Consider the following 22,908-nt stretch of genomic DNA (forward strand, 5'->3'; position numbering starts at 1 on the left):
GAGGTTATCCGGGCCTTCTGAATCGTTCACGCTTGCTAACCGTAAGGGTGCTGAGTAAATCGCGTCAATAGGCTCGTTCAGTGGCGATCGGCATATATCGAAATGCGAGAGTTAACGAAGTATATATTTACATTTCGGGCCCCTCGTGCGTTGTTCTGCGCCGATGTCGAAATTGGGTCGATCGAGGTGGCGGCCGGCAAGCCCGGCTGCTCGAGATGCGAAACCTACAGATCAGGGATATGTTCGAGGCTGATCGCCCGGCGAAATCACTCGGTCATTCGGCTCGGTTTGCGTCATTTGTCCGATATTGCGTGGGCGGGGTTGCACTCCATTTCGGGACTTAGTGCCCAAGTTTCAACTAGGACATCCGTCCAATAAGTAATGCGCAGTTAACGTCACGGATATATGCCCGTTAAATATCATTACGAGTACATTTGGCAAATCTCAGTTGAATATCTGATTAACTCCGACAAACTTGCCTTTTCGTGTTTCGTGCGACTTTTGGCATCGTTGGTGTGACGCCGGTCGTGCGAATGTCTGCTCGTGCTGCTGCGATGATCAACCTGTGTCGACACCTGCGCGCCCTCAATCACCTGTGCCCAACGAAACAACTGCACTTCCAGGGTCCCTCGAGTCTGCCGCGTTCGGTGCGGATCCGGATCTCGACCGCCTCCCGGCGCCTTGCTCTGCCCGAGATTGGTGGACAACGGCAGTAGTGCTGGGTGGTCAGGGCCACTACGCAAGAGCGCGGGCTGCATTGGATGTCCTCGATCGGCTCACGGCCGGGTTCTCGACGCACTCGGATCGAGTTCTTGCCTCTCTGTCTGCCAGCACGAGGGCGTCGTTTCTTCGCCAGAGCGGACGCCATGCACTCGCGTCCACGTGGGACGGGCGCGCACTGGCGATCGTCGGCGGCCTGCCAGGTGATCCAGAGGCTGCCTGTGACGCTCTGACCGGTCTGGCCGCAGACGCCCTCGGCTGTGGCAGGCTCCCGCTCGGCTGGCGCCTGCTGGCGCAATGTCGGGCGCGTCTGGATGCCGAGGGCGGGCTGTGGCGGCAGGAAATTCGGATCGAATGGGTCTCCGCAGAATTGGCGTTGGCGGGAGGGGACTTCGCTCGTGCCGGCAGACACGCAGAACGCGCCGTCGAATTGTCAGCGGAATCGGAGTCTGTGCGGCACCGCGTGAAGTCGGATCTGCTGCGTAGCGCCGCGCTGACCGGAACAGACGCGAGCGCAGCCGTGAAGATGGCAGCAGATGTGTTCGCGCGGTGCCGGCAATACGGCCTGCTGCCCCTGGCCTGGGCGTCGTCTCTGTTGATCGAAGGTGTCAGCGGTGAGAGAACCTCACCGAGTGCCCAGGAGATCGGCGATCTGATTGCGATGCGTGGTGGATCACTCCTACCTTTGTCGTAACCACTCCACCGAAGTCTCCGGAGAACATTCCAGAAGGAGCTGTATCGATATCGCGACTGCTGGGCAGGTATGCGGAGACCAGTCGGTCCGGATGGTTACTCTTAGAGGGTTCCGCTGAGAGCGGGAGCACACCCGCTCGGGAGGTGCCACTGTAACGCCAGGATTTTCGCTGACGATGACAAATACGAGCGATGAGTTGGACACCGCGGTCGCCGCTGCTGCGCAGGGCGACCGTACAGCTCTAGCTTTGGTTCTGGAGAACATCCGACCGATGGTGGTGCGCTACTGCCGCGGTCGAGTGGGTGCGGCCGAGAGAGGACACCTGTCCGCTGACGACGTCGCACAGGAAGTCTGTCTGGCCGTGATGACCGCGCTGCCGCGTTATCAGGACCAGGGACGCCCGTTCATGGCCTTTGTGTACGGAATTGCCGCGCACAAGGTTGCGGACGCACATCGAAGCTCCGCCCGTAACAAGTCGGAGCCCGTTTCCGAAGTACCGGATGTAATAGCACTGGATGATGGTCCCGAACAGCGAGCTCTCGATTCGGAGTCCAGCAGACAGATGCACGAACTTCTCGGCACACTTCCGGAGAAGCATCGAGAAATCTTGATACTTCGCCTGGTGGTCGGGATGTCGGCCGAGGAAACGGCCGTCGCCGTCGGTAGTACCGCCGGAGCTGTACGAGTCGCTCAGCACAGAGCGATCGCGAAACTGAAAAAAGAAGTGACGAAAGCAGGTGAGAGCTTTGGCTAGAGACGAGGGGCATGACGCTTCGAATCTCGGTGATCTCGCCGACGACGGTACGCCAGTGGATTTGGCTGCGGTTCGGCGTGACGATGCGCTGATCGAATCCATTTCGAATGGTGGGCCGGTAGCAACCGATAGCACCGAACAGTACGAACTTGCGTTGATCCTCTCGCAATGGCGTGACGATGTCGTTGCGACTCCGATGCCCGAGGGTCCGTTGTTGGACGATGTCATCGCTGCAATCACAGCGACGCCGTCCGGCTTCTCCGATCGTCAGCGTTCACGTTCCCGTTCTCGATTGCGTGTGGTTCGTCCGATCGCCGCCGCTGCAGCAGTTGCAGCAGTGGTCTTCGGTGGCGCCACGGCGATGGCGTACGACGCCCAGCCCGGCGATGCCCTGTGGGGCGTCAAGCAGGTCGTCTTCGCCGACGAGGCCAACTCGACAGTTGCGAAGATCGACACGACTTCCGAGCTGGAAAAGGCCGAGCGGCTGTTGGCTGCCGGAGACATTCCTGCGGCAAAGATGGTGCTGGACAACGCAGCTCACCGTGCCGATGCGGTCAAGGACTCGCAGGACAAGACCGACCTCGTCGAGCGTTGGGGCAAGTTGATGACGCAGGTCCAGGAGACCACGTCACCCGTAGCGCCGCCGCCGACGAGTGGTCAGCCGGCCGGCCCGACCACTTCGATCACGGCAATTCCGGGCTCCTCGGTCAAACCGCTCAATCCTCAGGGACCTGGCGAACCGACAAGTTCGACCAAACCAGATCCGGGAGTGCAGCTGCAGTTGCCGCCGACGTCGGCTTCCTCGACGCCTCCGACCTCGTTGCCGACGACAACCACGACGACAACGACCACCACCACGACGACGACGTCTCTGGCGCCTGCCTCCTCGCCGTCCGGTGATTTCTCGTCACCGCCGCCCTGAGACCCGCTCTGATCGGCATCGTTCCGATCTGATTACATCCGAACGGGGCCGACACGCAATGGCTTGTCGGCCACTTTCGTATGAGCTTGGGTGAGGTTTCGCTCAGCTGTCGAAACCGTCGCCGTGCATCGCCTCGTTCATCGACGCGTCGGCGTATCCACGGCAGTAGTCCCACGTGACATATGCCTCAGGCATCGGGTCGTAGGCAGGCTCGTGAGGGCGGACGGTTCCGTCCACGAGCAGCTGCAGCAGGTTTGCGCGCAGCATGTCCCAGTCGTGGTAATGATCCTGTTGGCAGTCCTCGCAGCAGACTACGAGACCGCGGATACCGCGGTGAGCGAGGAGTGCCTCGTAAACAGCGAGGTCAGCGAGATCCTCCTCGACCGCTTGGCGTTCGTGGGGGTCGAGTGGTTGGCCCGGCTCGATGGCATCGAGAGCCGCGGAGGGGTCAGCTGGGTCGCCGGCGAAGGGATCTGGCGGCAGACCGGGGGGCAGTTGATCACGCACAGCACCACGGTACGCAGGTCAGGGGGGTCAGCGCCACTTGTTACGCGTACACGCAGCGTGGGTGGGATGGTTCGGACCTTTGAGTGAGCCGATACCATGGTGTGCAACGCCGGGAAAAGGTGCCAGGAATTTCTTTCCGTGCAGGCGCCTTCTATCCGATATCCAGCTTTCGTAATCCGTTTCGAGGCGGCTGCTACAGCGGTCGCCCTGGGCGAATCTAGGTCCATGGAGGGTCCTGACCGCATGAGTAGTTCTGCAGGACATGTACACACCGGAGGAGACGACCCCAACAAGGTCGCGATGCTGGGACTGACATACGACGACGTGCTGCTGTTGCCTGCTGCGTCCGACGTCATCCCGAGCCAGGTCGACACGTCCAGTCAACTGACCCGCGACATCCGTCTGCGGATTCCGTTGGTCAGTTCTGCGATGGACACCGTCACCGAGTCGCGCATGGCAATTGCGATGGCACGCGCCGGCGGCATGGGTGTTCTGCACCGCAACTCGTCGGTTGAGGTCCAGGCAGGACAGGTCGAGACGGTCAAGCGTTCCGAGGCCGGCATGGTGACCGATCCCGTCACGTGTAAGCCGACCGACACGATGGGTGAGGTCGATGCGAAGTGCGCTCGTTTCCGCATCTCGGGTCTGCCTGTCACCGACGACGCCGGCCAGCTGGTTGGCATCGTCACCAACCGGGACATGCGTTTCGAGGTCGACCAGAACCGCCCGGTCGCGGAGATCATGACCAAGATGCCCCTGATCACCGCTCAGGAAGGCGTCACCGCTGACGTGGCACTGGGCCTTCTTCGTCGGCACAAGATCGAGAAGCTGCCGATCGTCGACGGCAACGGCAAGCTCACCGGTCTGATCACGGTCAAGGACTTCGTCAAGACCGAGCAGCATCCCGACGCCACCAAGGACCGTGACGGTCGACTGCTGGTCGGCGCTGCAGTCGGTGCCGGCGATGACGCCTTCCAGCGCGCGATGGCGCTCACCGATGCCGGTGTGGACGTACTCGTGGTGGACAGTGCGCACGGGCATTCGTCCAACGTTCTCGACATGATCGCCAAGCTCAAGCGTGAACTGGGCGAGCGGGTTCAGATCATCGGTGGCAACGTCGCTACGCGCGCGGGTGCTCTGGCACTGGTCGAAGCCGGCGTCGATGCCGTCAAGGTCGGAGTCGGCCCTGGTTCCATCTGCACCACCCGCGTCATCGCCGGTGTCGGTGCCCCTCAGGTCACCGCCATCCTGGAAGCGGTTGCCGCGTGCAAGCCTCTCGGTGTGCCCGTCATCGCTGACGGTGGACTCCAGTTCTCCGGTGACATCGCGAAGGCTCTTGCCGCAGGTGCGTCGACGGCCATGCTGGGTTCACTCCTGGCCGGTACCGCTGAATCGCCCGGCGAACTGATTCTGGTCGGCGGCAAGCAGTTCAAGAGCTACCGCGGAATGGGTTCGCTCGGCGCGATGCAGTCGCGTGGCGAGGCCAAGTCGTACTCCAAGGATCGGTACTTCCAGGACGACGTGCTTTCCGAGGACAAGTTGGTTCCGGAAGGCATCGAAGGACGTGTTCCGTTCCGTGGCCCGCTCTCACAGGTGACGCACCAGCTCACCGGTGGTCTGCGCGCTGCCATGGGATACACGGGGTCGGCGACGATCGAGCACCTGCAGAACGCTCAGTTCGTCCAGATCACGGCGGCCGGTTTGAAGGAAAGCCATCCGCACGACATCACGATGACTGTCGAAGCACCCAACTACACCGCTCGTTAGCAACCAGTACACGAGAAAGGGGCGCGCGTGCGCGACCTCGTTGAGATCGGCATGGGTCGAACGGCCCGACGTACCTACGAGTTGGACGATGTGAACATCGTTCCCTCCCGGCGAACTCGTTCGTCGAAGGAGGTGTCGACTGCTTGGCAGCTCGACGCTTACAGGTTCGACATTCCTGTCCTCGCACATCCCACCGACGCGTTGGTCTCGCCGACTTTCGCGATCGAGTTGGGTAAGCGCGGCGGCCTCGGTGTCATCAACGGTGAAGGCCTGTGGGGCCGTCACCCCGATGTCGAGGAGAAGCTCCGGCGTCTCGTCGAGATCGCCGAGAAGGACGGTGGCGTCGACGCGGCCATCCGCTACTTGCAGGAGCTGCATGCGGCTCCGCTGCAGGCCGGTCTTCTGGCAGCTGCGGTGGCGCAGGTCCGTGATTCGGGGGTCACCACTGCCGTTCGCGTCAGCCCGCAGAATGCGCGCGCACTGACGCCGGAGCTGATCAAGGCGGGCATCGACCTCCTGGTCGTCCACGGCACGATCATCTCGGCCGAGCACGTCGTGCACACCGAGCAGGAACCGCTCAACCTCAAGACGTTCATCTCGGAACTCGACGTTCCGGTTGTCGCGGGTGGGGTCAGTGACCACCGCACCGCGCTGCACCTGATGCGTACCGGCGCTGCCGGTGTCATCGTCGGGTACGGGTCTACCGAGGGCGCAACCACCACCGGTGAGGTCCTGGGCATCGGCGTTCCGATGGCCACGGCCATTGCCGATGCTGCAGCAGCCAGGCGCGACTACCTCGACGAGACGGGTGGACGCTACGTCCACGTCATCGCCGACGGTGACATCGCAACTTCGGGTGATCTGGCGAAGGCCATCGCCTGCGGTGCCGACGCTGCCGTTCTGGGCACGCCGCTGGCCGTGTCCGCCGAGGCGCCGGGTGGTGGCTGGTACTGGCCGTCCGCTGCGGCTCATCCTTCGGTTCCGCGTGGAGCACTTCTTCCGGTTTCCTATGGTGAGCGTCCGAGTCTGGACCAGGTTCTGAGCGGCCCTTCGGACGATCCGTACGGTTCGCTGAACTTCGTCGGTGGTCTCCGTCGGTCGATGGCGAAGGCCGGATACTCCGATCTCAAGGAGTTCCAGAAGGTCGGGCTGACAGTCCGCGCGTAGTTTGCACCCTTCTGTGGCCCCGGTTCTTCGTGAACCGGGGCCACAGTTCGTTGTGCAGGACTTTCTTCCGTTCCTGATACTTGCGGTTACGCTTATGGGGCCCCTTGTGGTGGTAGTCACAAGGGATAGGTGCATACTGGCGGGTAACTACGGTTCACGGTGGAGGTGTCCTGATGGGCAAGCAACGGGCAACGGACTACGACGTACTGATCGTCGGATCCGGGTTCGGCGGAAGCGTGAGCGCGCTTCGTCTCGTGGAGAAGGGCTACAAGGTCGGCGTCATCGAAGCCGGCCGACGGTATGCCGACGAAGATTTCGCGAAGACCAGTTGGGATCTCAAGAAGTTCCTCTGGGCTCCGAAGCTGGGGTGCTTCGGCATTCAGCGCGTGCACCTGTTGCGCGACTGCCTCATTCTCGCGGGCGCAGGCGTCGGCGGCGGGTCGTTGAACTACGCCAACACGCTGTACCAGCCGCCGGAGCCGTTCTTCCAGGACAAGCAGTGGGCGCACATCACCGACTGGCGCAGCGAGCTCACGCCGTACTACGAGCAGGCTCAGAAGATGCTCGGCGTCGTCCAGAATCCGCACATGACGCCCGCCGACGAGATCATGAAGTCCGTCGCAGATGACATGGGTGTCGGCGACACGTTCATCCAGACGCCCGTCGGCGTCTACTTCGGTGAACCTGGCAAGAAGGCGAAGGACCCGTACTTCGGCGGCGTCGGACCCGAGCGCACCGGTTGCATCGAGTGTGGCGAGTGCATGACGGGCTGCCGTCACGGAGCGAAGAACACGCTCCTCAAGAACTATCTGGGCCTTGCCGAGACAGCCGGCGCCGAGATCATTCCGATGACCACCGTGTCCGGGCTTCGTGAGGCTCGCGACGGTTCGTGGGACGTGTTCACCGAGCGAACCGGTGCATTCGGACGAAAGAACCGCCGCACCTACACGGCTGCGAACGTCATTCTCGCGGCCGGAACGTGGGGCACTCAGCATCTGCTCTTCGACATGAAGGACACCGGAGCGCTGCCCAAGCTCTCCGACAAGCTCGGCGAGCTGACTCGAACGAACTCCGAATCCATTGTCGGCGCAGGCAAGTACAAGGTCGATCCCGCACTCGACCTGACCCGCGGAGTGGCGATCACCTCGTCGTTCCACCCGAGCAGCGACACCCACATCGAGCCGGTCCGCTACGGCAAGGGATCGAACGCGATGGGCCTTTTGCAGACCTTGATGACGGACGGCGGCGGCAAGACGCCCCGATGGATCAAGTTCCTCGGTGTGGTTGCGAAGAATCCGTACCAGATGTTGCGCATGTTGACGGTCAAGGACTGGAGTGAGCGCACGATCATCGCGTTGGTCATGCAGAACCTCGACAACTCCATCACCACGTACACGAAGAAGGGCCTGTTCGGTCGACGCAAGGTCACCAGCAAGCAGGGCCACGGTCAGCCGAACCCGACGTGGATCCCGGAGGGCAACGAGGCGACGCGTCGAGTTGCCGAGAAGATCGACGGCGTCGCGGGCGGCACGTGGGGCGAGATCTTCAACGTTCCACTGACGGCGCACTTCCTCGGCGGTTGCGCTATCGCGTCGGATTCCGATCACGGCGTCATCGATCCGTACCACCGCGTGTACGGCTACCCGACGCTCAGCGTCGTCGACGGCGCAGCGGTCTCGGCCAACCTCGGCGTGAATCCGTCGCTGACCATTGCCGCTCAGGCCGAGCGCTCGGCCTCGCTGTGGCCGAACAAGGGGGAGACCGACCTGCGTCCCGCCCAGGGCAGCGGCTACGAGCGTTTGGCTCCGATTGCACCCAAGTCGCCTGTGGTGCCGGCGTCGGCTCCGGCCGCGCTGGTCCTGCCGATCGTGAAGATCACCGGAGGCAAGACAGCTACCGCTGTTCCGGCGGAGCCGGCAGCCGGATAGTTCGCCGCGAACGAAGATGGGGCGTGTCGTCGAGGATTCGACGACACCCCCCAACTCTGTTTCAGAGTGTCAGCCTCCTAGCGACCCGAACAGAGTGCCGAGGTCGAGGCTGCCCGTCCCGCCTCCGGGCCCGCCGTCCGTATCGCCGGGGACGGTCAGAGTCTGCGGCGCGGATGCGGAGGCCGTGTAGCCCGAAGCGCCCACGAATTCGGCGGTGACACTGTAGGTCCCGGAGTTGTAGAAGGTGGCCGGTACCGTTGCGACACCGTTGACCACGTCGACCGGTCCACCGATGAGGGTGTCACCGACCTTGAACTGGACCTTGCCCGTGGCGCCGGACGGATCGACCGTTGCCTTGAGCGTCACCGGGGTGTTCTTCTGAACAGTTCCGACAGCGTCGAGAACCGTGGTCGTCTCGACGTCGGCCGGAGCCGGCGTCGTCACACTGACCGGGAATGCCGGGGCAGCGGACGGCGCGAATCCTGGTGAGCCCGTGAACTTCGCGACAACCTTGTGCGTTCCGGTCGAGGTGAAGGTGTACGGAGCGACGGCAACTCCGTCGGTTCCGACCGGAGCACTGACCGTTTCGGTGCCGTCGACGATGAAATCGACGGTGCCGCCGGTACCCTGCGGATCGACCTTGGCAGTCAGGTTGACGTCCTGTCCGACCTTCGCGGTCGACGGCGAAACCGTGGCGGTAGTGGTCACGGCGTCCGGCGGTGCATCGGTCGTGACGGTCACGATCTTGGCCGACGCCGACGTCGACGCCAGGAACCCGGGGGCTCCGCTGTAGCTCGCGGTGATGGAGTGCGGTCCGTCCTCGGTGAAGGTCGGGGAGATGCTGGCCGACCCTCCGGTTACCGGCACGGCGTCCTCGAGTGGGTTGTCGCCGTCGAAGAACTGGACGGTTCCACCGTTTGCGCCGCCGCTCACGTTGGCTGACAGGGTGACGGGAGTTCCGTTCTTGGCGTTGGCCGGTCCGACGACTGTGGTGGTGGTTGCCTTGTCCGCCTCGATGATCCGCGTCGTGGCGAGGGGGCCTGCGCCGCTGTTGAGCGGACCGTTCTCGGCGTCACGCGGGGTGCATCGCGTGGGTGCCCAGGCGGTGATGACCAGGGTGGCCTTGGGGAGGAACGTGAGGAAGTTGCGATCGTTGTTCCACGCTCCCGCGCTGCCGCCGGTGCGTACCTTCATCGCGACGTCCCCTGAATCGCCGGCCTTGAGAACTGCCTTGACCTGGGGGAGCTGGAACTGCGTGTAGCCGTCGGCATTGTTGGAACCGTCGACGTTCTTGCCGGTCGCCTTGACGACGATGCCGCCCTCGGAGTTGATGCTCGAGCTGGGGCTGTTTCCGATGACCTGGTTGTTTCCGGAGAGACGCAGAATCGTTCCGTTGGGATCGACGTTGCCGTTCTCGTTGACGCGCAGGATGTTCGGCGCTACACCGCTGAGCCCCGCCGAGGTGCCGGGGACGATGGTGGCTTCCACCAGGGTGGCGTTCGCAGGAACGTCGACGTCGACCTTGATGCGGGAGACGTTCTGGACGGTCGCCCCGGAAGCGGAGCCGGGAAAGGCGATGGGGCCGGGTTGGATGGTGACCTCGAAGGTCTCACCGGCGCCGATGGATTCCGGTGCGTCGACGATGACCGAGCCGGACTGTGACTGCGTGGTCGGACCGGCGACAGCGGACGGGGTTGCCAGGCAACTCGTGCCGAAGGTTGTTGTCACGGGGGCCGCTGATGCGGGGATTCCCGCGAGGATGACGCCACTGGCGAGTGCCGTGGCGGCGATCGGCGCCGCGATGCGACGTCTGGAGTACACGAACATGGATTCTCCTGAGCTGGGTACGGGAGTGGTGTCCAAAGCTGATGTGGGGGACTAGCTTCCGAAGAGCGGGATGAGGCCGCTGAGCGAACCGGTGTCCACGCTTCCGGTGCCGCCGCCGTCGGTCGGTGCGGTGCCGACCTGCACGACCGTCGGGCCGGAGACGGAGTTCTTCCAACCGGCGTCGCCGACGAAGTTGGCAGTGAGGCCGAACGTTCCCTCGTCGTCGAAGGTGTGCGTGAGTGTCGCGACGCCGTTGACGACGGCAACGGGTGCGCCGATGGGCGTCGTGCCGGACTTGAACTGGATCATTCCGTTTGCTGTTCCGGGTGCGACGGTGGCCTTGAGCTGCAATGCCTTTCCGACCTGAGCCGAGCCGCTGACGGTCAGAGACGTCGTGGTGTCGGCGCGGGCGGGTTCGGGATCGGTCACGTTCACAGTGAACGACGCGGACGTGGAGCCGATGAATCCGGTTCCGCCGGAGAACTCTGCCGTCACGGCTGCAGCGCCCGCTGATGCGAAGGTGTGCGGGAGGATCGCGACGCCGTCACCCGTGCCGACCGGTGCGGTACCGACCTCGGCGCCGTCGACCTTGAACGTCACGGTTCCGCTGCTCGGGATGGGGGAGACGGTGGCCGAGAGGTTGGTCGGTTCACCGACAACAGCGGTGAGTGGTTCGACAACTGTGGTCGTGGTTCCCCAGTCGGGATCGCTGACGTCGAGTTGGGTTGCGGTGGAGACGGAATCGCCGTAACCGGCCTCGCCGGTGAACACTGCGGTGAAGCTGTGGGTGCCCGAAGCGTCGTAGCTGCGGGTCAGGGAAGCCGTCCCGTTGACTACAGCCACCGGTGCGCCGAGGTTGGTCTCGCCGTCTTTGAACTGCACCGTGCCCACGGCGTTTGCCGGTGTGACGACAGCGCTCACGGTGATGCTGTCACCTACCAGCGCGGCGTTCGGGGCCGAGATCGTGGTGGTGGTGTCCGCGGAGACGTCGACGGTCTGGACTCCGGAGGTCGAGCTGTGGAATCCCGGACCGGCGTTGTACGCGGCGGTGATGTCGTGGGCGCCGACGCTGTCGAAGGTGTGGGAGAGGGTGGCGCTACCGCCCGAGACCGGGACCGGCGAGCCGATGTCGTTGCCGCCGTCCTTGAACTGGACGGTGCCGCTCGCGTCGGACGGAGAAACTGTCGCGGTCAGGTCGACCGGCGTGCCGACCTTCGCCGTTGCCGGTGCAACCAGTGTGGTTCCGGTGGCGACAGACGGGTCGACTACCTGGACGTTGACGTTGATCGGGTTGAGACCCTGCTGTGTGCTGAAGGCGTTGACGTCGAAGAGCATGCCGCTGTCGTACGTCCCGAATGCTGTGCCGACGGGGACCGTGTAGGTCGCTTCCAGCGTGACGGGTTGGTTCTTCTTGACGACGAATCCACCGACCAGGAAGGTGCAGCCGCTCGAGCACTTCGCGGAGACTCCGCCATCTGATTCGTTGCTGATCGTGGCCCGGTTGGTCACCCCCAGGTAGGTGGCCTTGGCGCTGCCCGGCACGAGGACGAATCCTGCGGGCGGGATGTCACGGATCTTTGCGATCGACCGTTCGATGCCGCTTTCGTTGTGCTTGATCTCGGTCTTGTACGTGACGGTGTCGCCTGGGTGAACTGCCGCGTTCCCGATGACACTCTTCGTGAAGATCAGGTTGTCGGTCGTGCCGGTGAAAGTGGTCGGCGGGGCTTCGTCAGCAGTGGCCGGCGTGCCGAGGACTAGAAGTCCGGCGGCAGCCGTCACAGCTGCGACAGGTATGGCGAGTCGTCGTATGAATCGACGCACAGGTCCTCCTCGAGGTGAGCGCCGTTCGGCGGCGCCGGCCGTTTGCGATCGTGATCCTGATCACTTGACGGGCGAGATTACCTTTACTGGACGTTTGGTTCAGGCGAATCGGTCAAACGTCCAGAAAATTCACCCTTCGTCCATTTCGGGCTCTGGCCTGCGATGATGCTGCCGAATTGATTGCCGAAGCTAAGGTGCGGGTGATTGGGGCGCCGTTGACCTGGACGGTGGTCTAGTTCCGCGCGAGGTCGCCGCGCAGTTCTGAGGGGCGGCCTTTGTAGTGACGTACCTCGCGCTCGCTCGGCCGAGTAGCGGGCTGAGTCCATGCATGCGCAGAAGCGCTGGCTGCGGCGATTAGACTGCACCTGTGGCAGATATCGAGCAGCAGAGACCAGTTCTTGTCGTCGACTTCGGGGCGCAGTACGCGCAGTTGATCGCACGGCGAGTTCGCGAAGCCAAGGTCTACTCGGAGGTGATTCCGCACACCACGACCGTCGAGGAGATCGTGGCCAAGAACCCCTTGGCTGTTGTGCTCTCGGGTGGGCCCTCGAGTGTCTACGCAGACGGTGCTCCCAAGCTTGATCCCGCACTGTTCGATCACGACATTCCGGTTTTCGGAATCTGCTACGGATTCCAGGCAATGGCAGGCGCCCTGGGCGGCACCGTCGCCGAGACCGGTACCCGCGAATACGGCCGTACCGACATCGCGGTATCCGGCGGATTGCTCCACGACGGTCTTCCCTCGACGCAGCCGGTATGGATGAGCCACGGTGACGCCGTCACCGAAGCGCCTTCCGGCTTCGAGGTGACCGCGACCAGCGACGGTGCTCCCGTCGCGGCGTTCGAGGACCGCGCCCGCAAGCTCGCCGGTGTGCAGTACCACCCTGAGGTTCTGCATTCCCCGCACGGTCAGCAGGTCCTGAGCCGCTTCCTGCACGAGATTGCCGGTATTCCGGCAGCGTGGACGGCGTCGAACATCGCCGATGCGCTGATCGAGCAGGTTCGCGAGCAGGTCGGAGACGGACACGCCATCTGCGGTCTGTCCGGTGGCGTCGACTCCGCTGTCGCTGCGGCTTTGGTTCAGCGCGCAATCGGCGACCGGTTGACATGCGTCTTCGTCGATCACGGTTTGATGCGAGCCGGTGAGCGCACGCAGGTCGAGCAGGATTTTGTCGCGGCAACCGGCGCTCGTCTGATCACCGTGGATGCCGCGGACACCTTCATCGGTGAGTTGGCAGGCGTCACCGATCCCGAGACCAAGCGCAAGATCATCGGCCGCGAGTTCATCCGCAGCTTCGAAGGCGCAGTCAGTGATGTTCTGGGCGAGAACGCATCTCATGGTGCGACCGTCGACTTCCTCGTCCAGGGCACGCTCTACCCGGATGTCGTGGAGTCGGGCGGCGGCACGGGAACTGCAAACATCAAGAGCCACCACAATGTCGGCGGGCTGCCGGAAGACCTGCAGTTCAAGTTGGTCGAACCGTTGCGTCTGCTGTTCAAGGACGAGGTCCGTGCAGTGGGCCGCGAACTCGGCCTGCCCGAAGAGATCGTCGGACGCCAGCCGTTCCCCGGTCCCGGACTCGGTATCCGCATCATCGGTGAGGTCACCCGCGATCGCCTCGAGATCTTGCGTCAGGCAGATTCCATTGCGCGCGAAGAGCTTACGTCTGCAGGCTTGGACGGAACCATCTGGCAGTGCCCGGTCGTTCTCCTTGCCGACGTCCGAAGCGTGGGCGTGCAGGGTGACGGCCGGACGTACGGTCATCCGATCGTGCTGCGTCCGGTCTCGAGTGAAGACGCGATGACCGCGGACTGGACGCGTCTGCCGTACGAGACCCTCGAGCGCATCTCGACTCGAATCACCAACGAGGTTGCGGACGTGAACCGCGTAGTCCTCGACGTGACGAGCAAGCCGCCGGGAACTATCGAGTGGGAGTAAAAACAACTGTGCGCCTTTATTAACCCCCCGCGGTTAATAAAGGCGCACAGCAGTTTTACTTCCGGTTGCGCCGATTCGGCAGAATCACCAGCAGTAGTCCTGCCACGACGGCGGCACCGACGAACAGCCAACGGAATTGAATGTTCGCTGCCGGCGCCAGGGAGAATGGCCCGACCAACGCCCACACACTGACCAGAAGTGCGGCCAGTCCGGCGATCAGCAGAAGTGCCGAGGGGCGCTTGGATTCTCGGGTCTCGTCGTGCTCTGTGGTCTCGTCGTAGTCGCTCATGATTGCGTCACCTTCAGACTGCCGAACGTGGCTTTGGCGTTGATGGTCAGTGTGGGCGAATCCGGTGTCACATCACGGCCCGGGTGTATTCCGCCCTCGAGGCAACCGGATCCGTCACCCATGACGACGGTGCAGCTGTTCTTGACGTTGACGGTTGGTGGCACCATGACGACGAACTCACCGAACGACGCCGCGACGTCGATGGTCTTGTCCTCGGTGAATTCGACCCCGTTGAGGTCGAGAGTGAAGCTTCCGAAGGCTCCCGAGTACGACGGCTCCAACTCGGAAGCGGTTGCCGGAGTCCATCTTTGCTCACCCGAGGCGTCGAAATCGATCGGGTAGACCAACGAGGCGAGAAGCACGAAACCCACGAGCGGTCCGGTGACGACCAGCAGGCCGTACCCCTTGCGGAAGAATGCCCCGAGGATCAGGCCGAGCGCGATGACGGCGAGTCCGACAGCACCGACTCGGCCGGGAGTGAACCACTCGTTGCCGGTTGCCGCGCCCGCTGCCCCGGTGACGGCGGCGACGATGATCGCGAGTCCGAGGACCGTCAGCGTCCATCGTGAGCGACGCTTACGTGGTGGCAAAGGCAGTAGCGGCGTGGCTTTGACTGCCGGGTCCGGGAGATCCCAGGCGAACGGAGCGACGCCGAGCGGATCCCAGGAGGGCGGTGTGATGGCGGCCTCGCCGATCACCTCGGTCGGATTGGCGGCGGCTGAAGCGCTCGGGTCCTTCGACAGGTTGATCGTCGGATGATCGGCCTGAGATTGCTGTGACTGTTCGGCCGGCCGTTCCTCGGGCACGTAGGTGTCGGGGAGTTTTGTGTACGGCGTGTACACGGGCGGCTGATTGGGTGCGAAGTATCCGGGAGTGAACGGCCCGGGCGTGAATCCCGTGCCTGGATACGCGGTACCCGCGCCGACGTACGGTGACGTGCTCTGTGGCAGCGCAGGCGGGACCGGCGCTCGTTGGTAGAGCAGCCACAGGCCTCCGACCATCAGAATCAGCCCGATCAGACCGGAACCACCCAGGCCGACGCCGACAGGCCCGACGGTCGTAGCCGCGATGGCGAGAGCCACCAACAAGACGATGGTCTTGGTACTGGAATCGGAGCTGTGTCCGCGGCCCATCAACGACTGTGCGGGGGACGATCCGTCACCGGCGCGGGCGAGCACCAACCAGCCGGCGAGGTAGAGAAGGATGCCTGAGCCGCCGAAAATAGTGGAGGCCACAAACGCGACACGTACCAGAATGGGGTCGATGCCGTACCGGTATCCGATTCCGGCGCATACCCCGGCCACGTGACCTTGTGCCGGCAGACGCACGGGGCGGGTCCGCCACAGATCCTGGATCTGTTCTTGGAAAGTCGGATTGTTCATGAATCAATCCTGGCTTCCGGGGCGGCCTCCGCGCATCAGGGCCAACCCTGATCTTTGTGACGATCGGGGCCAGGGGCGCCGCCCTGATTCAGGGTTGGACCCTGATGTGACTGCGAGTGGTTCGTGCCAGTATCGACTATGTGCAATATCTGTCAGATCCGCCGTTCGTGAGCGGTCCCGCTCCCGGGTTCACGGGAGGCCCGCCCGTCAACGGGGTACCGGTGCATGCCGTACCCATGAAGAAGGGTGTGCCCATTCCGGGCGGTGTTCCATTGCGAAAGCTGGAGCGGCGCTCCGGCGGTCGCATCGTCGCCGGTGTTGCAGGCGGTATCGCCGATCATCTCGGGATCGACGTCCTGAAGGTTCGAGTCGCCTTCGCGATTCTGGCGGCGATGGCCGGATCCGGCATCGTGATTTACGGCGCCCTCTGGATCTTCACCTCAGCCGGCACGGACACCCAGAAGCCGTCCGCGGCCGAGCGGCAGCGGGCGTACGGCTTGATCGCACTCGGATTGGGCGGCGCAGCCGCGTTGTCCTGGCTGTTCAGCGGCACAGCGGGTTCGGTGCTCGCACCGTTCTTCGTCGTCGCGATCGGTGCCGCTTTGGTGTGGCGCGAGTTCGACTCCGACGGTCCCCGGACCGTCATCGGCTTGCCGCAGCGGCCTACCGTTCTCACGTGGGCGCGGGTGGTCGGGGGAGCGACGTTGATCATCTTGGGTCTCGGCGTCGTCGTCCTCGCTCAGGTCGACCTCGAAGCACTGCGTTCGTCCCTGCTGGCCGTGGTGGTGACGCTGATCGGTGTCGGTTTGTTGACGGTGCCGCTGTGGCTGCGGATGTGGCGGGCTCTCGGCGCCGAGCGTGCGGCCCGAATTCGCAACGACGAACGTGAAGAGATCGCCTCGCATCTGCACGACTCCGTACTTCAGACGTTGGCGCTGATTCAGAAGCAGTCCGACAATCCGCAAGAGGTGGCGCGCCTGGCCCGTGGTCAGGAACGCGAGCTGCGCAAGTGGTTGTTCAGCGGCGGGGATATCGACCACACGAGCCTGACGGAAGGTCTGAAGATCATCGCCGGTGAAGTGGAGGACCAGCATGGCGTCACGGTCCGCCCCGTCACGGTCGGCGACGTACAACTCGAAGGCGAAGGCGTCGAGAACGGTCTGCCCAAGGAAGCGTTCACCGCGCTCCTCGGTGCGACGCGTGAAGCTCTGGTCAACTCCGCAAAGCACTCGGGGGAGAAGGAAATCAATCTTTTCGCCGAGGTCGAGGGCGACCAGGTCAGTGTGTTCGTTCGTGATCGCGGAGTCGGATTCGACGTCAATGCGGTGCCGGAGGACCGTCAGGGTTTGGCCAAGTCGATTCGTGGTCGCATCGAGCGACGGGGTGGCCGCGTCGTGGTTCGATCCGACATCGGAAAGGGCACCGAGATCCGCGTGCACATGCCGCTCGGTGACTCTGCTCTAAAGTGGGACCAGACTGCTGACCGTGTCGACAACCCCGAGGAACAGCCCCAGTGACTTCGCTTGCGCCGCCCCCGTACCGCGTATTTCTTGTCGACGATCATGCAGTGTTCCGCTCCGGGGTGAGGGCGGAACTCTCGCGCGAGGCAGACATGGACGTAGTCGGTGAAGCCGGTGGCGTCGCTGAGGCGATCGCGGGTATCAACTCGACGAAACCGCATGTCGTTCTGCTCGATGTCCACATGCCTGACGGTGGTGGAGTGGCAGTTCTGCGCGGAATCGATTCCGGCCCGGTGTGCTTGGCGCTCAGCGTTTCCGATGCGGCCGAGGATGTGATCGCGGTGATCCGCGGCGGCGCGCGCGGGTATGTGACCAAGACGATCTCGGGATCCGAACTGGCCGAGGGTGTACGACGCGTTGCCGGTGGTGACGCAGTGTTCGGGCCTCGCCTGGCAGGCTTCGTACTGGACTCCTTCACCGGGCGTTCCAATGCACCCGAACCGCAACTCGATCCGGAACTTGACTCGCTGACTCCGCGAGAACTCGAAGTGCTCAGATTGCTGGCACGTGGGTACACCTACCGTGAAATCGCCGAGGACCTGGTGATTTCCGTGAAGACGGTCGAGACTCACGCATCGAACGTCCTGCGAAAGACTCAGCAGTCCAATCGCAATGCGTTGACGCGTTGGGCACATCGCCGCCAGATCGACTGAATTCCCGCGCGCTCTTTCGCGATTGCGTGTGAAGGCGCACCATGGACCGATGACGGAACCACTGGCGCTCGCGTCGAAGCGTGGGCGTTGGGTTGTCGCCGCCACCGTTCTCGGCTCGAGCATGGCTCTCCTCGACGGCACCGTCGTCAACATTGCTCTTCCTCACATCGGTGAAGAACTGGGTTCCGGTGTCGCCGGACTGCAGTGGACGCTCAGCGGTTACACCTTGGCCTTGGCGTCGCTGATTCTGCTCGGGGGAGCGCTCGGTGATCGTTGGGGTCGGCGACGGGTATTCGTGTGGGGGACGGTCTGGTTCGCGGTCGCGTCGTTGCTCTGCGGAATTGCACCGGACATCACGTTTCTGGTGATTGCACGAATCCTGCAGGGTGTGGGCGCAGCGCTCTTGACGCCTGGCAGCCTTGCCATCATCTCCGCGTCACTTCGTGAGGAGGACCGCGGCGCGGCAATCGGATTGTGGTCGGGTTTAGGTGGTGTTGCCGGCGCCATCGGACCGCTTTTCGGTGGTTGGCTGGTGGAAGTGGCGGGATGGCGATCGGTATTCCTGCTCAATATCCCGCTGGCGATCGTCGTGGTGTGGGCAGCGGTGCGCCATGTACCGGAGAGCCGCGACCCGCATCCGCCCGAGCGCCTGGACGTGGTCGGATCTGCCTGCGCAGTAGTCGGTCTCGGCGCACTGACGTACGGGCTGATCGAGGTCAACCCGATAGTCGGGCTGATCGGAGTGATCGCGCTCTGCCTGTTCGTCGTGGTGGAACGACGCTCACCGAGTGCCCTTGTGCCGCCGTCCCTGTTCCGTTCGCGGATGTTCGTCGCGGCCAATCTGGTGACCCTTGCGGTCTATGCGGCGCTGGGCGGTGTGTTCTTCCTGCTCGTGCTGCAACTGCAATTGGTTGCCGGGTACTCGCCGGTGGCTGCCGGCGTCGCAACGGTACCGATCACCTTGGCATTGCTGCTGTTGTCTTCGCGCGCGGGCAGTTACGCGCAGACGCATGGACCGCGATTGCCGATGACGGTCGGGCCCGCCGTTGCCGCGGTGGGGTTGGTGTTGATGACGCGGATCGGCCCGGATGCGTCGTACCTGACCGTCGTGCTGCCGGGAGTTCTGGTGTTCGGGCTCGGCCTGGCGGTGATGGTCGCGCCGTTGACCGCCGCGGTGCTTGGTTCGGTACCGGTGGAGCAGTCCGGAATCGCGTCAGGTGTGAACAATGCCGTTGCTCGCACGAGCCAGCTTCTTGCGGTTGCGGCCTTGCCCGCTCTCGTGGGCATTGATGCCGAGAGCCTGGTCGATCCGACGAGTTTCTCCGACGGGTTCCGGTACGCGATGTACATCTGTGTGGCACTGCTGTTGGTCGGTGCAGCGATCGCCGCGACGCTGATCCGAACTCCGACAGTAGAGCCTGTTCAGGAAGCGGATTCGGTTGCCTGCAAGCCGCATTGTGATCTGACGGGACCTGCAGTGCAACCGAATCCGATGAGGGACTAGACGCTGATGTCGCGATCGCGGCTGGGCACCAAGGGAATTGCTGCGGCGGGAAATGCCGCGACTATCGCGAAGGCGAGCGGGTAGCCGACCGCGCCGATCAGCGCACCGACCACCGGGCCCACTGCTGACGCGGCAATGAACTGCCCGGTGTTCTGTGCGCCCAATGCTTTTCCTTGCCATTTCGGCCCGGCAGCTTCGGCCACGGAAGTGAATGCCAAACCGTTGTCGGCGACGCTGATAGTGGTTGCCAGCAGCAGGATCAAGGCGGGAACGCCCCAAGGCGCTGCGCCGGCTGCCGCCATTGCCAACATGACCGCAGACGCGGAGACGGCAACCAACCGCAGCGGGCCTACTCTGCTTCCGGCGCGATCACTCCAGATGCCGACAACGATGCGTCCGAGTGCACCCACGAACTGGGAGATCCCGATCAGGAGCCCAGCGGGCGCAGCGTCCCATCCTTGCTCGCTGATCAGCCAGACCAGACCGAATGTCGAAAGGGTGAACTGCGGAAACACCAGCAGTGCCGAGACGACGTGAATGCGCCACAGGAACCAGTTCGAGCGATAAGGGTTGATCGTCTCGACCGGGATGTCTGTGGGCCGCGCCGCCGGCCGCGGGGGATTGATCAATGCGACGGCGCAGATCAGGGCGAGAACGCCGTTGAGAGCTACCGACAGTCCGACGGCCGAACCGATTCCTACGTTCGCAGCGAGAGTCGGGATGGTCAGCGACGCGATGGTCACGCCCAGGGGCTGTGACATCTGCCGGATTCCCATCGCGAGGCCGCGCCGATCCTTGGGAAACCAGCCGACCACAACACGTCCACTGGCAGCGTTGGTGCTCGCCGCAGCCATTCCGCCCAGCAGAAATGCGATCCCGAGGAGGGTGTAGTTGTCGGTGGTGGTCGCGGCCAGCGCGGCGATCGCCGTCAGGCCGAGCCCGATGGAGATGACCCATTTCTCGCCGAATCTGTCAGCCATCGCTCCCCACGCCACCAGCGTGAGAACCATGCCGAAAGTGGGTGCAGCGGCCAGAGTTCCGGCCTGCGTCAACGAGAGGCCGTGCTCGGAATGCAGCAGCGGGATCAAAAAGGCGGGGGTGCTGACGAAGACGGTGCCTGCGGCCTGGGCTGCGACGCCGATTCCGAGCATCGTCCACGCCTTCGGGGAGACGGCCGTCTTTTCCAGCCGCGACGCCTGCGTCATGGTGCCCTCCGATCTCTACGCTGTTCGACGATGCCGACGCTACTCGCGCGGTTTCACATGTTGAAACCAGAATCCCACTATTTGGTCGCAGGTGGACGTTGTTGGGTTGCGAAGTGCCCATCCCTTTTCGAGCGAACGGTACGGCGATCGCCTTGGGTGCGCCGAAAGGTACGTTCGCTCGGGAAGGGGTCAGCGACGGGGCAGGCGAACCGTGAAGACCGTGCGACCATCCACCTGGTCGACGCCGATGGTGCCGCCGTGCAGGTGCACGTTCTCGACGGCGAGCGAGAGTCCGAGTCCGCTGCCCTCGCTGCGTCCGCGCGCGGTGTCGACCTTGTAGAACCGCCGAAAGATCGCCTGCCGGTCTTCGGGTGAGATGCCGGGGCCGTGGTCGACGACGGTGATGACGGAGAAACCGGATTCGACGCTCAACTCGACGCGAACCGGGGGCGCTCCGTGGCGCAGTGCATTGCCGACGAGGTTGGCGACGACAATGTCGATCCGACGTGAATCGACTCTGGCGCTGACACTTTCGGGTGCGCGCAGTTCGACGGTATCTGTCCATCCGCGGCTCTCGAGTGTGCGCTCGGTCAATTCGACGAGGTCGACGTCGTCGAGGACGAGGTGCGCTTGCTGAGAGTCGTGGCGAGACATTTCGATGAGGTCTTCGACAAGTCGAGTGAGCTTGCCGATCTCACTGTTCACGATGCGCGCGGCAGCGGCGGCGTCGGGCGGAAGATTGGGGATCTCTTCACGGAGGATCTCACTGACCGGCACCAGTGCTGCGAGCGGCGTTCGGAGCTCGTGGGAGACGTCTGCGACAAACCTTCTCGACTGCTCTTCCGATTCTTCCAGACCTCGGATGACCGCTTCGTTGCGAGCGACCATGTTGTTGAACGTTGTTGTGACCTGGGCGAGTTCGGCTACTCCGTCTTCGGGGAGTCGGACGCTGAGGTCGCCGTCGGCAGCGCGGGCGGCCGCCTTGTCCAGGCGTTTGAGCGGACGGACAAGCGTCGACGCGATCCACAGCCCGAGTAGTCCGCTCACCAACACACCGGCGGCGAGGGTGAGGCCGACAGCTCGAAGCAGGTCGTCGAACTTGTCCTGCACTCCTACCAGCGGCCGGATGGTGACGGCTTTGACCAATGTCTCGTTGTCGTAGCTGTCGTCCGCGCTCATGTCCACGACATTGACGGACATTCCCAACATGATGCGCTGGGAGTCGAGCCTCTCGAAACGGATCAGCTTCGGACTGTCCAAACCTTCGTCGAAGCTGGGCGGAATGGTCGCCGCATCCACGGATCCTTGACGGATGACTTCGCCGTCGACGATCAGCGTCATGTCGGACTGGAAGATCTGTTGGAGGTTGGCAGGCGTCAACTCGTCTACCGGTGTTCCGTTGACGTATTGCAGTTCGTCGCGAAATTGTGCGGTCGCGACATCCTGAGCGTTGGAATAGATCCACGACCGTGCCATGAACGAGACGACACCCGCGGTTGCGCCGGCGATGATCACGACGATTGCGATGAACACGAGCACGAGCCTGGTTCGCAGACCGTCGACCTGAAGCCAGGTGGGTTTCATCGGGCTGGGCTGGTGTTGAAGCGATACCCGAACCCGCGCACCGTTTCGATGACGGTCGGTGCGGCCGGGTCGTCCTCGATCTTTCCGCGCAGCCGCTGCACTGCTGCATCGACGATTCTGGAATCACCCAGATACTCCTGGTCCCAGGCTGCGGACAACAACTGTCGGCGGCTGAGGACCTGTCCGGGGTTCTCGGTCAGCGCCAGGATCAGTCGGAGTTCGGTCGGGGTGAGGGTCAGCAGCATCCCGGCCTTGCGGACCTGCAGCGACGACCGATCCAATTCCAGGTCGCCGAACGTCTCTGCACCCGGCGTCGCATCTGGGCGCGTCGTTGCGGGTGCCGAGCGCCGCACGACGGCTTTGATACGAGCGTCGAGGACGCGCGGACTGGCCGGTTTGACGACGTAGTCGTCGGCACCGGCTTCCAGGCCGGCGACGGTGTCGATGTCGTCGGATCGAGCGGTCAGAATGATGATCGGGATCGAACTTCGGGTGCGGATACGTCGGCAGATCTCGTAACCGTCGGCACCCGGCAGCCCGAGGTCGAGTAGGACGAGGTCCGTGGCACCCAGGGCGTCGTCGAAATCACCGTTACCGTCGGGGCGATGGCTGACGTTGTGCCCGAGTCGGTTCAGTCCCAACGTGATTGCCTCGGCCACGGCTGGATCGTCTTCTATGAAAAGAATGCTCACCATGAGCTCACCTTGGACTCGCCATGATCAGGG

General features: G+C 63.6%; 18 protein-coding genes. 10 read left to right on the top strand and 8 right to left on the bottom strand.

Features of this window, described 5'->3' with window-relative positions; genetic code table 11:
- Nucleotides 1–715: 715 nt before the first annotated feature.
- From RWT78_RS11035 to RWT78_RS11045, 3 genes are all read left to right on the top strand, one after another.
- Entirely contained in the window at nucleotides 716–1,414 is a 699-nt protein-coding gene (locus tag RWT78_RS11035; RefSeq protein WP_378504019.1) for a hypothetical protein, read from the top strand.
- 175 nt (nucleotides 1,415–1,589) lie between these two features.
- Nucleotides 1,590–2,168 carry a sigma-70 family RNA polymerase sigma factor gene (locus RWT78_RS11040; protein WP_003940953.1) on the top strand — a complete coding sequence of 193 codons (579 nt, stop codon included), beginning with the start codon at nucleotides 1,590–1,592 and terminating at the stop codon, nucleotides 2,166–2,168.
- Nucleotides 2,152–3,090: an anti-sigma-D factor RsdA gene (locus RWT78_RS11045; RefSeq protein WP_230359675.1), complete on the top strand. Its 939-nt coding sequence runs from the start codon at nucleotides 2,152–2,154 to the stop codon at nucleotides 3,088–3,090. The genes RWT78_RS11040 and RWT78_RS11045 overlap by 17 nt, the downstream gene beginning before the upstream one ends.
- Before the next feature lie 102 nt (nucleotides 3,091–3,192).
- Here RWT78_RS11045 and RWT78_RS11050 read toward each other — a convergent pair whose 3' ends face one another.
- Nucleotides 3,193–3,597, bottom strand: a complete 405-nt coding sequence (locus RWT78_RS11050) for a DUF5319 domain-containing protein (RefSeq protein ID WP_003940777.1) — start codon at nucleotides 3,595–3,597, stop codon at nucleotides 3,193–3,195.
- Nucleotides 3,598–3,840: 243 nt separating this feature from the next.
- Between RWT78_RS11050 and guaB the strand changes: the two genes are divergently transcribed.
- The 3 genes from guaB (at nucleotide 3,841) to RWT78_RS11065 (ending at nucleotide 8,459) form a co-directional block, all read left to right on the top strand.
- Nucleotides 3,841–5,364, top strand: a complete 1,524-nt coding sequence (gene guaB / locus RWT78_RS11055; RefSeq protein WP_003940903.1) for an IMP dehydrogenase — start codon at nucleotides 3,841–3,843, stop codon at nucleotides 5,362–5,364.
- Nucleotides 5,365–5,391: 27 nt separating this feature from the next.
- Nucleotides 5,392–6,531 carry a GuaB3 family IMP dehydrogenase-related protein gene (locus RWT78_RS11060; protein WP_003940976.1) on the top strand — a complete coding sequence of 380 codons (1,140 nt, stop codon included), beginning with the start codon at nucleotides 5,392–5,394 and terminating at the stop codon, nucleotides 6,529–6,531.
- Nucleotides 6,532–6,704: 173 nt separating this feature from the next.
- Complete coding sequence (locus RWT78_RS11065) at nucleotides 6,705–8,459, top strand: GMC oxidoreductase (RefSeq protein WP_003940689.1); 1,755 nt, start codon at nucleotides 6,705–6,707, stop codon at nucleotides 8,457–8,459.
- A 69-nt stretch (nucleotides 8,460–8,528) separates the two neighbouring features.
- Here RWT78_RS11065 and RWT78_RS11070 read toward each other — a convergent pair whose 3' ends face one another.
- The gene (locus tag RWT78_RS11070) at nucleotides 8,529–10,286 is read right to left on the bottom strand and encodes an Ig-like domain-containing protein (protein WP_003940813.1); all 1,758 of its coding nucleotides are present in this window, start codon (nucleotides 10,284–10,286) and stop codon (nucleotides 8,529–8,531) included.
- 51 nt (nucleotides 10,287–10,337) lie between these two features.
- Nucleotides 10,338–12,107 (bottom strand): Ig-like domain-containing protein, encoded by a 1,770-nt coding sequence (locus RWT78_RS11075; RefSeq protein ID WP_314675624.1) that lies wholly within the window; start codon nucleotides 12,105–12,107, stop codon nucleotides 10,338–10,340.
- 367 nt (nucleotides 12,108–12,474) lie between these two features.
- Here RWT78_RS11075 and guaA point away from each other — a divergent pair, with 367 nt between their 5' ends.
- Nucleotides 12,475–14,046, top strand: coding sequence for a glutamine-hydrolyzing GMP synthase (gene guaA / locus RWT78_RS11080; RefSeq protein ID WP_007727510.1), 1,572 nt, complete (start codon nucleotides 12,475–12,477; stop codon nucleotides 14,044–14,046).
- Nucleotides 14,047–14,101: 55 nt separating this feature from the next.
- Here guaA and RWT78_RS11085 read toward each other — a convergent pair whose 3' ends face one another.
- Nucleotides 14,102–14,335, bottom strand: a complete 234-nt coding sequence (locus RWT78_RS11085; RefSeq protein WP_042926362.1) for a hypothetical protein — start codon at nucleotides 14,333–14,335, stop codon at nucleotides 14,102–14,104.
- Nucleotides 14,332–15,717 (bottom strand): PspC domain-containing protein, encoded by a 1,386-nt coding sequence (locus tag RWT78_RS11090; protein ID WP_314675629.1) that lies wholly within the window; start codon nucleotides 15,715–15,717, stop codon nucleotides 14,332–14,334. Before RWT78_RS11090 ends, RWT78_RS11085 begins: the two co-directional genes overlap by 4 nt.
- A 236-nt stretch (nucleotides 15,718–15,953) precedes the next feature.
- Between RWT78_RS11090 and RWT78_RS11095 the strand changes: the two genes are divergently transcribed.
- From RWT78_RS11095 to RWT78_RS11105, 3 genes are read left to right on the top strand one after another with little or no spacing between them, the layout of a single operon-like run.
- On the top strand, nucleotides 15,954–17,234 hold the full coding sequence (locus RWT78_RS11095) for an ATP-binding protein (protein ID WP_037125680.1): 1,281 nt from the start codon (nucleotides 15,954–15,956) through the stop codon (nucleotides 17,232–17,234).
- A complete protein-coding gene (locus tag RWT78_RS11100; RefSeq protein ID WP_003940972.1) occupies nucleotides 17,231–17,890 on the top strand; it encodes a response regulator transcription factor in 660 nt (219 codons plus the stop codon). Before RWT78_RS11095 ends, RWT78_RS11100 begins: the two co-directional genes overlap by 4 nt.
- Nucleotides 17,891–17,939: 49 nt before the next feature.
- A complete protein-coding gene (locus RWT78_RS11105) occupies nucleotides 17,940–19,394 on the top strand; it encodes an MFS transporter (protein ID WP_314675631.1) in 1,455 nt (484 codons plus the stop codon).
- On the opposite strand, the gene RWT78_RS11110 is transcribed toward RWT78_RS11105, so the two are convergent.
- The 3 genes from RWT78_RS11110 to RWT78_RS11120 form a co-directional block, all read right to left on the bottom strand.
- The gene (locus RWT78_RS11110) at nucleotides 19,391–20,599 is read right to left on the bottom strand and encodes an MFS transporter (protein ID WP_161120812.1); all 1,209 of its coding nucleotides are present in this window, start codon (nucleotides 20,597–20,599) and stop codon (nucleotides 19,391–19,393) included. The genes RWT78_RS11105 and RWT78_RS11110 overlap by 4 nt on opposite strands.
- 189 nt (nucleotides 20,600–20,788) lie before the next feature.
- Nucleotides 20,789–22,183 carry an ATP-binding protein gene (locus RWT78_RS11115; protein WP_314675635.1) on the bottom strand — a complete coding sequence of 465 codons (1,395 nt, stop codon included), beginning with the start codon at nucleotides 22,181–22,183 and terminating at the stop codon, nucleotides 20,789–20,791.
- Nucleotides 22,180–22,878, bottom strand: a complete 699-nt coding sequence (locus RWT78_RS11120) for a response regulator transcription factor (RefSeq protein ID WP_003940940.1) — start codon at nucleotides 22,876–22,878, stop codon at nucleotides 22,180–22,182. The genes RWT78_RS11115 and RWT78_RS11120 overlap by 4 nt, the downstream gene beginning before the upstream one ends.
- Between the last annotated feature and the right edge of the window lie 30 nt (nucleotides 22,879–22,908).

Origin of the sequence: uncultured Rhodococcus sp. (genome assembly GCF_963525155.1) — a bacterium.
GTDB classification, from domain to species: domain Bacteria; phylum Actinomycetota; class Actinomycetes; order Mycobacteriales; family Mycobacteriaceae; genus Rhodococcus_F; species Rhodococcus_F qingshengii.